Origin of the sequence: Pelagibius sp. (genome assembly GCF_028289705.1) — a bacterium.
In the GTDB taxonomy this organism is placed as follows: Bacteria; Pseudomonadota; Alphaproteobacteria; order Kiloniellales; family Kiloniellaceae; genus Pelagibius.
Genome location: NZ_JANQOI010000017.1, coordinates 57,328 through 70,291 on the forward strand (window position 1 = coordinate 57,328; position 12,964 = coordinate 70,291).

At 66.8% G+C, this 12,964-nt stretch carries 11 protein-coding genes; 7 read left to right on the forward strand and 4 right to left on the reverse strand.

From position 1 onward, the window contains the following. Positions 1 to 65: 65 nt before the first annotated feature. Positions 66 to 1,709, forward strand: coding sequence for a hypothetical protein (locus Q0996_RS01880; protein WP_299615413.1), 1,644 nt, complete (start codon positions 66 to 68; stop codon positions 1,707 to 1,709). Here the strand turns inward: Q0996_RS01880 and Q0996_RS01885 are convergent. Next, the gene (locus Q0996_RS01885) at positions 1,706 to 2,560 is read right to left on the reverse strand and encodes a universal stress protein (protein ID WP_299615415.1); all 855 of its coding nucleotides are present in this window, start codon (positions 2,558 to 2,560) and stop codon (positions 1,706 to 1,708) included. The two genes, Q0996_RS01880 and Q0996_RS01885, sit on opposite strands and share 4 nt — an antisense overlap. Positions 2,561 to 2,760: 200 nt before the next feature. On the opposite strand from Q0996_RS01885, the gene Q0996_RS01890 reads away from it, so the two are divergent. From Q0996_RS01890 to Q0996_RS01905, 4 genes are all read left to right on the forward strand, one after another. Then, positions 2,761 to 4,164 (forward strand): adenylate/guanylate cyclase domain-containing protein, encoded by a 1,404-nt coding sequence (locus Q0996_RS01890; RefSeq protein WP_299615417.1) that lies wholly within the window; start codon positions 2,761 to 2,763, stop codon positions 4,162 to 4,164. Positions 4,165 to 4,287: 123 nt separating this feature from the next. Further along, positions 4,288 to 4,980, forward strand: a complete 693-nt coding sequence (locus Q0996_RS01895) for a class I SAM-dependent methyltransferase (protein ID WP_299615419.1) — start codon at positions 4,288 to 4,290, stop codon at positions 4,978 to 4,980. Positions 4,981 to 4,991: 11 nt separating this feature from the next. Then, positions 4,992 to 5,321, forward strand: coding sequence for a hypothetical protein (locus Q0996_RS01900; protein WP_299615421.1), 330 nt, complete (start codon positions 4,992 to 4,994; stop codon positions 5,319 to 5,321). An 18-nt stretch (positions 5,322 to 5,339) separates the two neighbouring features. Beyond that, positions 5,340 to 6,566 (forward strand): winged helix-turn-helix domain-containing protein, encoded by a 1,227-nt coding sequence (locus Q0996_RS01905; protein ID WP_299615423.1) that lies wholly within the window; start codon positions 5,340 to 5,342, stop codon positions 6,564 to 6,566. Here the strand turns inward: Q0996_RS01905 and Q0996_RS01910 are convergent. The 3 genes from Q0996_RS01910 to Q0996_RS01920 form a co-directional block, all read right to left on the reverse strand. Then, positions 6,563 to 7,960, reverse strand: a complete 1,398-nt coding sequence (locus tag Q0996_RS01910; RefSeq protein WP_299615425.1) for a hypothetical protein — start codon at positions 7,958 to 7,960, stop codon at positions 6,563 to 6,565. The genes Q0996_RS01905 and Q0996_RS01910 overlap by 4 nt on opposite strands. A gap of 133 nt (positions 7,961 to 8,093) precedes the next feature. Continuing rightward, complete coding sequence (locus tag Q0996_RS01915) at positions 8,094 to 8,858, reverse strand: hypothetical protein (RefSeq protein WP_299615427.1); 765 nt, start codon at positions 8,856 to 8,858, stop codon at positions 8,094 to 8,096. Further along, positions 8,855 to 9,541, reverse strand: a complete 687-nt coding sequence (locus tag Q0996_RS01920; protein WP_299615429.1) for a ceramidase domain-containing protein — start codon at positions 9,539 to 9,541, stop codon at positions 8,855 to 8,857. Before Q0996_RS01920 ends, Q0996_RS01915 begins: the two co-directional genes overlap by 4 nt. A 458-nt stretch (positions 9,542 to 9,999) precedes the next feature. On the opposite strand from Q0996_RS01920, the gene Q0996_RS01925 reads away from it, so the two are divergent. Further along, positions 10,000 to 11,016 (forward strand): cytochrome c peroxidase, encoded by a 1,017-nt coding sequence (locus Q0996_RS01925; RefSeq protein ID WP_322096624.1) that lies wholly within the window; start codon positions 10,000 to 10,002, stop codon positions 11,014 to 11,016. Between the two features lie 51 nt (positions 11,017 to 11,067). Continuing rightward, complete coding sequence (locus Q0996_RS01930) at positions 11,068 to 12,723, forward strand: methyl-accepting chemotaxis protein (protein WP_299615430.1); 1,656 nt, start codon at positions 11,068 to 11,070, stop codon at positions 12,721 to 12,723. The last annotated feature ends 241 nt before the right edge of the window (positions 12,724 to 12,964 follow it).

Here is a 12,964-nt window from a genome sequence, read left to right on the forward strand (position 1 = left end):
GACTATGTTCCCCGTTGTGCCATGATCGACGCAGACGCCATCACGTCACCGGGGGGAGCCGTCTGATGGCCTGTGAGATTTTCTTCGACTTCGTCGGCGCCGGCAGCGAGACCAGCGTGCTGGTGCAGGGCCGCATCGACGGTGAATGCCGGCGCATCTCCGTCCGCGTCGTTCTCTCCACCAGCGTCACCGTGCAAGAAGACGTCGACGTGCCCGGCAGCGGACTGCGCGACTGGTCCGTCACCATCGAGGGGGTCGAACCCGGCGTCCTCTCGTCCGCCTGCAAGGACGGCCGGGTGACGGTGCTGGCGAATTGCGTCGACGGTGGCGACTGCGAGGCCTCCCAGGAGCTGAGCTTCGTCTGCTGTCCGGACGTCCTCCTGAAGAAGCTGGACTTCAGCAGCGATTGCGTTCAGTCGGGCCCGGTCGGCTATGCCGCGGTGACCCTGGAGCTGGAAGTGCTCTGGCCGGAGGGCTACGAGGAGGAGCTGCTGGTCTCCGTCGCGATCCGCCCGGTCGACCCGCCGCAGGTGCCCACCACGACCGTGGTCATCCACTGCGCGCAACCACAGTCGGTCTATACCGACGCCGATTTCGCCTCGGCGCCGGACGGTCCGACCTACGTCATTGCCGGCCTCGACTACGAGGTGACCCTGCGCATCCTGGAGCCCGAACGCTGCCAGCGGGAGATCCCCATCCAGAGCTACAGCGTGCCGGCCTGCGAATGCGACTCGCTGCCGAACTTCGACGAGCTGTTCGACGTGTTCGATGCCGAGGGGCAGGAGATCGCGGATATCCACGGCATCGACTGCGTGGACAGCGCCAGCCTGCGCATCGTCCCCAGCCAGATCCCGACCGACTGGGAAGTGGCGGGCGACCCCGACGGCAACACGATCACGGTCTCCGCCGACCAGAGCGAAGCCACCGTCACCCTGCCGGAAGACGGCAGCGTCGCCATCGTCCTCGTCACCTTCGGTGAAGGCTCCTGCAAAGAGTCGGTGCCGATCAGCGCGCAGCGCTGCGTGGAACGCGAACCGGACGAACCGGGTGGAGATCCAACGGAGGACCCGGGCGAGGAACCGGGCGGAGACCCGACGGAAGATCCCACTGAGGACCCCAACGACGATCAGTCCGGCGGCCTGCCGGACTTCTGCAGCATCTTCGCGACACTGTTCCTGATCGGCATCGCGGTTGCGGCGGTGGGGCTGGTGCTGCTGGTCTGTCCGATGCTGACCGAACCGGCGATCCCCACCCAGTACGCGCTGATCATCGGCGGCGCGCTGCTGGCCGTCGGGCTCTTCGTGATGCTCTTCATGCTGTTCCTGATGTGGCTCTTCAACTGCCCGCTCGGCCCCTGTACCTGGCGCAAGTGGGCCTGGCAGGCCGCCTTCATCGTCGGCGCGGTGGCGATCTATGGCGGGCTCTGCCCGGGCTGTAGCTGGCTGCTCCTCGGGTTCCTGCTCTGGGGGCTGGCCGTCTGGTTCTTCCTGGAATGGCGGCGCCTCTGCCGGCCCTCCATCTGCCTGCAGTTCGCCGAACTGCTGCTGGCCACCATCGCCTTCGACATCGCCGCGGTGCTGGAAGGCGCGCTCGGCTTCTGCGTCATCACCTCCAACGGCTTCTGGGCCCTGGTCTGGGCGGCCTTCGTGGTTGCCTTCAACGTCTTCGTCTACGAAGGCCTGCGGCGCAACAACTGCCTGCGTGGCTAGGCCGGCTCGGGGATTGCTAGTACTGGGCACGGCGCGCGGCGCAGCACCTGCTCGGTGGTGCTGCCGCGCAGGGCATCGAGGATGCCATGGCGTCCCGCGGTGGTCATGACGATCAGGCTCGCCTCGCCTTCAATCGCCGCCTCCACGATGGCCTCGACCGGTGCGCCTCCTCGCGTGAGGCGCTCAAAGCTGCACGGCAGCTCCGCCGGCGGCACGACCGCCGGCATAGACCCGGCCTCCCCGACAAAGAGCGCTTCCAGCCTTGGCGACGCGGCACCGAAGGGCCGCAGCAAGGCGCCGGCCGCCGCGACGGCGCGCTGGGGGTCCGGCCGGTGGTCGACGGGAATCAGCACCCGGCTCAGATCGGCCTGGCCGTTCCCGGCGGAGACGAAGCCCCTGGCGCGGCCCGGAACGAAGAGGGTTACGGTCTTGCTGCGGCGGGCGAGGCGTTCGGAGACGGAGGGCTTGATCCAGCGCGGCAGGCCCTCCCGACCCTCGGTCGAGAGAACGAGAAGGTCCACGGTCTCCCCCTCCAGGAAGGTGGCCATGGCCGACACCGGGTCCCGGCTGCCAAGTTCCACCTTGCCGACCTTGAGCCCGAGTTCCGTGGCCACGGCGCCCTTCGGGCTGCCCTCCTCCAGCAGGCCCCAGCGCGCAAGGGTCTCGCGGACATGGGGAAACCCGGCCCAGTCCGGCCCGGCAGCGCTGTCGGAGTCGACATGAAGAATGTCGAGGTAGGATCGGTTGGCCAGCGCGATCTTCAGCGCATGTTCGAAGGCGACCCGGCTGGCGGCCGAGAAGTCGGTCGGGTGAAAGATCGAGCGGAATACGGGCTCTGAGGACTCGGACATGAGGCGCTCTCGGATGTGATCGAACGCACCCGAGGGGCGCGGGGGACGCCGGGACCCTACAACCGCATCGGCGCGGCGTCCACAGGCCCGGCTTGTCACGGCCCGGGCGGTAGGCTACCTGCCGCAGGACGCGGCAAACGGAGTGCACCTCTTGCCCAAGCGGAGCCGTAGGTTTGGGGACGACAGCAAAGGAGGAAGCCATGGCGGCATCCATAAGCGCAGCGATGCTTCCCCGCCGGGGGCAGAGCGAAGCACGACAACGGCTTGAACGGCGCACCGCCGACGCCTTTGCCGAGGAGGAACGGCAGGGCCTGATGCTCGCGGCCAAGACCAGAACGGCCGCGCTGCTGGTCATTCTGCTCTGGCAGGCCCTGGATAGCCCCAACAGCGGCCTCGCCTATGCCTTCGAACTGTTTCAGATCTCGGTCTTCGCGGTTCTCGGCCTGCTGCAGTACGCCAGCGCCCGCCAGCGCTTTCACATGAGCACGCTCAAGTACGTCTTCGTCGCGGCGGACTGCGCCCTGCTCGCCCATGTCCTGACGGTGCCCAATCCCTTCACGGGCTTGGAGCTGCCGCCGGCCATCTCCATGCACGGCAGTCCCTATACCTATTTCTTCCTGTTCCTGATGCAGTCGGCCTTCAGCCTGCGCCCGCGCTTCGTACTGTGGTGCGGGCTCTGCATGGTGCTGGCGCGCAGCGCCATGCTGCTCTGGGTGCTCGCTCAGCCGGGCGTCTACACCAATCTCGATCTGCCCGCCCATACGCCGGAAGTCGTGCTTGCGGCCGTGGCCGATCCCAACTTCGTCTTTCTCGGTCACTGGGCCATCGAGGTACTGGTCAGTCTGCTGGTCTCCGGCGGTCTCGCCCTCGTCGTGGTGCGCTCGCGCCGGCTGGTGGAAAGCCGCTCCCGCTCGGAGCGCGCCCGGGCCAACCTGGCGCGTTACTTCTCGCCCAACGTGGTGGACCGCCTCAGCGCCAGCAAGGACCCGCTCGGCGCCGTCGGGGAACTGCAGGTGGCGGTGCTCTTCGTCGACATCATGGGCTTCACGCCGCTCTGCGAGCGGGAGCCCGCGGCGAAGGTCATCGCCCTCTTGCGGGAGTATCACGACCGCCTCGGCCAGGCGGTGTTCGATAACGGCGGTACCCTCGACAAATACCTGGGCGACGGGCTGATGGCGACCTTCGGAACGCCGGAGCCGAGCCCGGAGGATGGCCGAAACGCCCTCAAATGCGCCCTGGACATGATCGCGGCCCTGGAAACCTGGAACGCTGAGCGCAAGACCGCGGGCGCCAAGCCCATCAAGGTCGGCATTGGGATTCACTACGGTCCGGTGATCGCCGGCGACATCGGCAACGAGCGGCGCCTGGAGCACAGCGTCATCGGCGATACGGTGAACATCGCCAGCCGCCTCGAGCAACTCACCCGCAGCCTGGGGACACCCCTGGTGGTCAGCGACGACCTGGTCCGGACCATCGATCCGGACGTCCAAGAGGACCAGCGCTTGATCGCGAAGTTGAGCAATGCCGGAGAGCAACAGATCCGCGGACGAGAGTCCGGGGTCCCGGTCTGGGTGCTGGCGCCAGGGACGCCGGCGACGTCGTAGGACCCTAGCTCAGTCCTTCTGTCAGGGGTGTGGCACCTGACAGCGGATCATCGGTCCAGAAGCCCTGGCGCAGGCCGCCCGGCGGACACTAGAATGGCCGCCGCCGCATAAACGAAGATCCCGATGACCGAAGCGCCTTTGCTGAAACACACCGCCGTGCTGCGCGACCGCCTCGCCCTGGACGGTGCGCGGGTGGTCGATGTCGGCTGCGGGAGCGGTGCCCTGGTCCGCGCCATGACCCGCTTCGGCGCCCGCGCGATCGGCATCGAGCCGGGCCCCGCCCAACTCGCCCGGGCCCGCGCCGAGGCCGTCATCGCCGACGAGGTCTATGTCTGTGCGCTGGGCGAAGCCCTGCCCCTGCCCTCCGCCAGCATGGACATCCTGATCTTCTTCAACGCCCTACACCATGTGCCGGTGGCGGTGCAGGATGCCGCCCTGGCCGAGGCGGTGCGGGTGCTGCGGCCCGGCGGACAGCTCTACGTGCAGGAGCCGCTGTCCGAAGGCGCCTTCTTCGAGATGGTCCGGCCCATCGAGGACGAGACCGAGGTCTGCGCAGCGGCCTATGGGGCCCTGCGCCGCGCATGCGCGGGGTCGGCTCTGGAAGAACAGGAGGAGTTCGTCTACCGGGCGCCCTACCGCCTGGCCAGCTTCGAGACCTTCCGCGACGACCTGATCGCCGTCGATCTGCGCCGCCGCCCCGTGGTGCTGGCCCGGGAGGAGTCGTTGCGGCAGAGCTTCATGGCGGCGGGAGAACAGCGCGACGACGCCTTCTGGTTCGAGATTCCCAGCCGGCTCAATCTCATGCAACGTCTCTGAGGTCTCTCATCGTGGCCATCCGCTATCTTTCGGAACACGACTCGCCCGACGATCCCGGCGGCATGATCCGCGAGGTCCTGGAGATGGGCGAAGCCTTCCCCGGGCCGGCGGAGGACGTGGTCCTGGCCTGGGTCCTGCGGCTGGGCGAGGGGCGTGATCCGGCGGCAGCAGCCAAGCAACTGATCGCCGACTACCGGCTGGACCAGAAACCGCAGCCCGGCGGCGCCTGCGGCCGCGTCATCGAAATGCTGAAGGAAACCGCCAGCTATCCCGGCGACCGCATGGCCCGGCACGTCTGTCAGCCACGCCGGCGCGGCGGCTGGCGGCGCAACCGCAGCTAGGCAGGCGACACGCCAGGCATGGCCCCACGACTCATCGACAATCGTTCCGCCCGGCGGCTGTTCCTGGCACGCCAGGGCCTCTGCCGCGATCCCTACCACCGCATCGGCGATTCCGAGCTGCTGGCCCTGATCGAGGCGCTGGGCTTCATCCAGGTGGATTCGATCCAGACCGTCGAGCGCGCCCACCACATGATCCTCTTCGCGCGCAACCAGACCTATCGCCACAAGCAGTTGCGGCGCCTGATCGAGAGGGAGGGGGCGCTGTTCGAGAACTGGACCCACGACGCTGCCATCATCCCGAGCCGCTTCTACCCCTACTGGAAGCGCCGCTTCGCCCAGATGGAGGTGGGTCTGCGCCAGCGCTGGCTGGCCTTGCGGCGCGGCAACTTCGAGCAGGAGGTGGCCGGCGTCCTGGACCACATCCGCGCCCACGGCCCGGCCATGGCCCGCGACCTGGGAAACGATCCCGAGGGGCAGGAACCCAAGCGCGCCAAGGACAGCGCCGGCTGGTGGGACTGGCATCCCTCCAAGACCGCCCTGGAATACCTCTGGCGCAGCGGCCAGTTGGCGGTCTGTGCCCGCAGCGGCTTCCAGAAGGTCTATGACCTCACCGAGCGCGTCGTCCCCGCGGCCCATCGCGAAGCCGAACCGACCGAGGCCGAAGCCATCGACTGGGCCTGCAGCGGCGCCCTGGACCGCCTGGGGCTGGCCACCCACGGCGAGATCGCCGCCTTTTGGGATCTGGTCTCCGTCGACGAAGCGAAAGCCTGGTGTCAGGAGCGCAAGGGACGTGTTCTGGAAGAAGTGCAGGTCGAAAGCGCCAACGGCGGCAAGCCCCGTGCGGCCTTCTGCTGGGCCGGCAGCGACCCTTTGAAGGACCTGCCCGAGCCGCCGAAGCGCCTGCGCGTGCTCAGCCCTTTCGATCCGCTGCTGCGCGACCGCAACCGCAGCGAACGGCTGTTCGGCTTCCACTACCGGATCGAGGTCTTCGTGCCGGCGGCCAAGCGGCGCTACGGCTATTACGTCTTCCCGATCCTGGAAGGCGACCGCCTGATCGGGCGGATCGACATGAAGCATGAGCGCGAGGGCGCCTGCCTACGGGTCAGGGGCCTCTGGCTGGAGCCGAAGGTTAAGCCTTCGCGCGCACGGCTGGAGCGGCTGGAAGCGGAACTGGAACGCCAGCGCCGGTTTACGGGCGCTGCCTGCGTGGTCTTCGAGGATGGTTATCTCAAGGACGAAGCTTAGAACTCTTCGATGCCGGTCCAGGCCTCGTGGATCTCCTTTGTCTGATCACGCAGCAACTGGACCAGGCTGCCGAACAGCACCAGCGCGCAGAGCGCCGCGACGGCGATCCAGAGATACTCCCAGAAATGATCCGGCGGGCTCGGACTCTCCGGGAGGTTCTCGACGCCGAGCCCTGCGAGAACCTCGCTTAACCAAGTCATGTTGGCGGCGAATGCCTCGGCGATGAAAACACCGATCAGGATCTGCTTGGAGCTGTAGTAGCCGGCCACCGCGACCGCGGCCAGCGGGGCAGCCTGGCCGACGAAAAGGAAGACGGCCATCAAGAGGGACTGCAGCTTGCGCCAGGCGCCGTCGGACTCGCTCATGTTCAGGACCAGGCTGTTCAGCACCCAGGTCTCGTCCAGGAGGTTCAGGCGGGTCGAAGACAGCTCCGGCAGGAGGCGGCGGCGCAGGGCCTGGCGGCGGCGGAACTGCAGCGCATAGATGTGGTAGGCGACGAGCAGCACCAGCGGCGAGGCAGGCACCACGATGTCCCGCGCGAGATTGACTTCCAGCCCCGGCGCCGAGAGCTTGCCGGCGGCATCGCCGGCCCTCTCCTCCTGCCACTTGCGGATGTCAGCGACCGAGCAGTTGGCCATGGCGTTGGCAACGCAGAATGTGTCGATGATCAGGACGGCACGGAAAGCCTCCTCGCCCTGCGGCAACTCCAGCAGATGGTTCTGCAGGACGGTGTCCTGCACGACGGTATCGTTGAAGCGCCTCAGATCGATCAGGCGAAGATCCTGCTCCATGAGCTGCCGGCGAGTCGGCAGATCGCCGGGCAGCAGGTCGCCGGCCTTGAGGATCACCTCCCGGCCCCGCTCCAGGCCCGCGGCCAGATGCTCGGCATAGAGCAGGAAGGCGGTCAATCCGGCCAGATGCTTGTAGTCGAGGGTCCCCAGATCGACCTCGAAGAAGGTGTTGAGGATCTGCCGGTCAGCCTCGAACCGCGAATACTCGACGAAGGCCTCCAGCAGTTCGAACTGCGCTTCCGGCAACTGGCGCGCCAGCTGCTCGACGGCCTGCTCCCGGTCCTCCTCCGGCAGCGCCTCGATGGTCCCCCGCAGGGCTTGCGCCGTCGCCTCGGCCAGCGCCAGGACCTTCAGCAGACCTTGATGATAGTTGAAGGAGAGGACATCGCTGGCCTTGACCGCCTCTTCCACCTTGAGCACCGGCTGCAGGGTCGCCAGGGCCGGCGACACCTTCTCGGAGACAAAGGCCGGATCTTGCAGCACCAGGAAGATGACGGCTCCGGCCAGCAGCAGGTTGACATAGAAGAGATTGCGCAGGCGAAGGGTCGTCGCCGACAGGCGATCGATCAGCTTGGCCTGATGGCCGTCCCCTTCCCCTGCCATTCGGGCGCTCCCCTGGCAGCGGCGCGCGCAGTCGCGCCGGTCTCAGGATAGTCTGCCGGGACGCCCCGGAGAAGCCAGCCCTTTCCCCGCCCGCGCCCGCCTCTTTGTAGGTAGGTCGCGGAAGCCGGACCCATCAGGCCACGCGCTTGGCAAGCTCCTTCGGGGAGAGGTAGTGGTAGGACAGCAGCGCGCCGTCCTTGACGACGGCGAAGACCCCGTAAGGCGTCGGCGAGAGGGCCCGCACCTCCGCGGCGCTCGTCAGCTCGATCTCGCGAAAGGCGATGCCGCGCTCTTCGGCGAAGCGCGCAACGTTCAGCACAGCGTTGTCCAGATAGGGGCACTGGTCGCTGCGGAACACCGTGAAGCCCGCGCCGCCGCCCGGCAGATCGGCGAGCTTCTTCTCCCAGCCGCCGCAGAAGTTGGGTGCGGGGGCCGCAGGCTCGAAGCTGCGCAGCATGATGTCGAAGGCCGGCGGGGCCTTGGCCACGGACCGAAAGCCGTGATGCTCCAGGATTCCGGCGTCGATGAGCCAGTTGTTGGCACTGGTGACGGCGGCAAGCCCCTTGAAGCCGCCGGCCTGGGCTGTCGCCAGGGCATCCTCGATCAACAGGCTGGATAGGCCCTTGCCCTTGCTGCGGCCGACCACCCAGAGGCAGTGAATGACCATGTAGTCCCCCGCCCCTTCGATGGCCCGCCAGGCATAGTCGCCGGGCATGAACTCGATGAAGCCGCGTTCGCCGCCGCCCAGCAGACGCATCTGCAGGCCCTCGGCAAAGCGCGCCTTCAGCCAGGCCAGTTTGCGTTGATAGCCCGCTTCCTTGCGGGCGCTCATCTTGCAGAAGAATCCGGTCTTTTCCACGGTCTCCGCGGTGACGGAGATGAGGGAGGGCGCGGTCACGTCTCGGCCTTCGCCGGCCTCCGCGGTCCGCTGGGCGCAAGTCTCCGGCCGTGGGCGATCATGGTACGGGTCAGGCGGTAGAGCACGACGGCGTTCAGGATATGCCAGAGGAAATGGGTGCCCATGGGCAGCATCTCGCAAAGCGGCAGATCGGCGGTGCGCAGGCTGAGGGACAGGGCGAAAACACCGGCGGTAATAAGGATCGGCGAGCCCGCGGGGTGGCCGCGGACGAAGGCGAGAAAGCCGCCGACCAGAAACATCGCCGCCAAGGCCACGCCATAGGTCCCGAAACCGAAGCCGAACAGCCTCGGCAGCCCCATCAGCAACGCCAGGACCGCGATCATGCCCAAGAGAGCGCCCCAGGCCGGCAGGCCGACGAGGCGCCACAAGGCCAGGAACAGGTAGAGCAATATGAACAGGACGATGGGGATCACGTCGGCGAGGCCGGCCCAGCGCACCGCGAAGGTGTGGAACAGCCCGCTGCCGATACCGATAAGAAAAACCAGGACCACCAAGGCGATGACGGCAGGATCGCGGCGCACGGGCGCGTCTTCGCCGCGCAGCACCCGAACCAGCAGGACAGCGGCGACGATGAAGGCGATGTTGGTCAGGGCATTGAGCGGTTCCGCCCACAGCCCCGGCCCCAACCGCTCGCAGTAAATGTCGATATGATGCTGCGCCATGGCGGCGCTTACAGTCCGGTCTCGTGGAAGCGGCCGATCATCAGGGACCCCGTCCGTTCTGTTGGTTTGCCATCTCTTCTATGTAGTGGATGATCCGCCCCATCGGAATGGCGAAGACGCCCGCCCGCCCCCGGTTGAGGGACATGACAGTGGCCAATGCCCTGAAGCCGTTGCCGGCCGGCAGGAAATACGGCCCGCTCTCCCGAAAGGCGAAGAAGCTGGTGGCGATACAGGCCGCACCCAAAACCGGCTCAGGGCCGATTCTGTGAGCAATTTCAGGTGGTACGCGGCTCTGTCCGCCGCATCTCCCACGGGAACTTCGGATTTGGGCCCGATGGTTTCCAACCTCTAAATTAAAAGTTTCTCAATCAGACGGCGGATACAAGGTTACCAAAGGTCGCGCCGGGCCAAGGCCGTGCAATGCGGCCACCGAGGCGGATCAGAATCGGGAGAGAACCGTGTTCCGGGCATTCATTCTAGCAAGCTTCGTAGCCTTCTCCGCAGGCGCCGCCGTGGCTGCCGCACCACAAGGCACGGAGGACCTGGATACCCTGCGCAGCCTCTATCAGCGCCCGACGGCCATTCCCTTCCCCGAAGACGCCCCCTATTCGCCACAGCTCGCGACTCTGGGCAAGATGCTGTTCTTCGACCCGCGGCTGTCCGGCGCCAAGAACATGAACTGCGCCAGTTGCCACAATCCCTCCTTCGGCTACGAGGCCCCGGTGGAACTCGCGGTCGGCGGCCTCAACGAGCGCCTGTCGCGTCATGCCCCCACCACCCTCAACATGGCCTGGGTCGAGCCGCTGTTCTGGGACGGCCGGGCGGCCAGCCTGGAGGAACAGGCGGCGGGGCCGATCACCGCGCCGGCGGAGATGAACGGCAAGTTCGAAGAGATCATCGAAACCCTCTCGGCGATTCCCACCTATAGGACATGGTTCGAGCGGCTGTTCCCGAACAGGGGCATCTCGGTGGATACCATTCTGGTCGCCATCGCAACCTATGAACGGACCATCGTCTCAGGCTGGTCGCCCTTCGACCGTTGGGTCGACGGCGACGAGACTGCCATGAGCGAGTCGGAGATCAACGGCTTTCGGCTGTTCAATGGCAGGGCGAACTGCGCCGGCTGCCACAGCGGCTGGAACTTCACGGATAACGAGTTTCATGACATCGGCCTGTTTACGGCGGATATCGGCCGCGCCGGCATCGAGCGCGGCCCGCTGCGCAACCGGCATGCCTTCAAAACGCCCGGCCTGCGCGACCTGACCTACCGCGCGCCTTTCATGCACAACGGTTCGATCGCCGATCTGGAAGGCGTGATCATGCACTACGAAAGCGGCGGCATCGAGCGCCCCTCGCGCTCGGCAGAGATGCAGGCTTTCGAGCTGACCGACGAGGAACGCGGCGACCTGCTGGCCTTTCTCCGGGCGCTGACCGCCGAAGTCTCCGACACGCCGGTGCCGAACCTCCCGAACTGACGCCGCCTTCGCCCCCGCCCTAACCCGTCTCAACTGGACCGCACCGCGACCATGTCGATCAGAACCAAGATCTTTCTGCCTCTGCTCAGCGCTCTGCTGTTCGGCCTCGCCCTTTCCGGCTTTATCGCCCTGCAGGCAAACCTTCAGCAGGGCAAGGTCGAAGACATCATCGGCAAGGCGCTCTACGCCAATCAGAACGCTCAGGCCACCCGGCGGCACTTCGACGGCGCCAATACGGTCATCGAACGGGTCACCGACATGACCTCATTGATCTCGCATGAGGAGATCGAAGCCGGATTCCGCGCCTCGGCAAGCCCGCTCGGCGAAGCGATCGACATGCTTCCGGCGGTCGCGCTCTCCGAGGAGATGGGCGCAACGGCGATGGAGCTCCAGCAGGCCCACCAGGCCTGGCTGTCCGACGCGGAGATCGTCCTGGGTCTCAAGGCCTCCGCCGCCGTCCCGACCCTCGAACGCATGGATCGCCACCGCACCGCCATGACCCGGCTCATCGACCAGGCAAACGAGTTCGCCCGCCGGGACGGCAATGCGCAGACCGCCGCGGCGGGCGAGTCCATGCGAAGCGTGCTGATCTTCTGCCTGGCCCTGGCAGCGGCGCTGACCCTGATCGGCATCGGCGGCGCCTTCCTCCTGGCCCGCAGTCTCTCGCGTCCGCTGATCGATCTGGTCGGCAATGCCGAGCGCCTCGCCGGCGGCGATACCGCGGTCGACTTCACGGAAGCCTGCCGCAAGGATGAGATCGGCAGCGTCGCCCAGGCGATCGCCGGTTTCCGCGACGGCGTGGTCGAGCGATCGAAGCTGGAGGAAGAGGCCAAGCAGGATCAGACGGCCAGGGAAGCGAGACAATACCGCATCGAGCAATTGATCGAGAGCTTCAACACCCAGGCCTCCACCACCCTGGCCGCGGTCGACGAGAAGATGGGCGTGATGCAGCAGACTGCCAATGCCCTGACCGCCAGCGCCCAGGACACCTCCTGCCGGACCGGCGAAGCGGCGCAGTCTTCGGCGACGGCGGCCGGTAACGTGCAGTCGGTCGCCTCGGCCGCCGAAGAACTCACCACCTCGATCCAGGAGATCGCCCGCCAGATCTCCAACACCTCCGACAAGATCAACGCCGCGACGGAGAAGACGCGCCTGACCAACGACAAGGTGAACGGGTTGTCGGAAGCCGCCGGGCGGATCGGCGACGTGATCCAGCTCATCCAGGACATCGCCGAGCAGACCAATCTGCTGGCCCTCAACGCCACCATCGAAGCGGCGCGCGCCGGCGAAGCCGGAAAGGGTTTCGCCGTGGTGGCCAACGAGGTGAAGTCGCTGGCCAACCAGACCGCCAAGGCGACCGACGAGATCTCTAGTCAGATCACGGGCATCCAGGACTCCACTGGCGAGGCGGTCGACTCAATCATCGCCATCGCCGAGACCATGGAGGAGATCAACAGCGCGGCGGGAACCATCTCTTCGGCGATCGACCGGCAGGGAACCGCTACCCTGGGGATCCGCGAAAACGTCGATCGCGCCTCGGAATGCGCCGGCGACGTGGACCGCAACATCGGCATCGTGACCAGCGCCGTCGAGGAGACCGCGGGCTCCGCCGATGCGGTGAGAAACCACGCCGACCAGGTCCGCCAGCAGACCCATGAACTGAAAAGCGCTGTCGAGCAGTTCCTCAACGAGGTCTCTGCCGCCTAACCCCCGATTGCCGCCTAACCCTTGCCGCTGTCCGGTTAAACTGCCGGCGCGCGAGCAGGCGGTCATCGAGCGTGTAGCTCACCCCCCTCCCAACCTCCCCCCGTCAAGGGGGGAGGAGATTTTCTCAGCACTTCAATAACTTCCCCCTCCCCCTCGATGGGGGAGGGATGGGGTGGGGGTGACACCCTCTCCGCCGCAAGCCGTTCGCCACGGCGCTTTCGCTGTCCTATCCCAACACGCA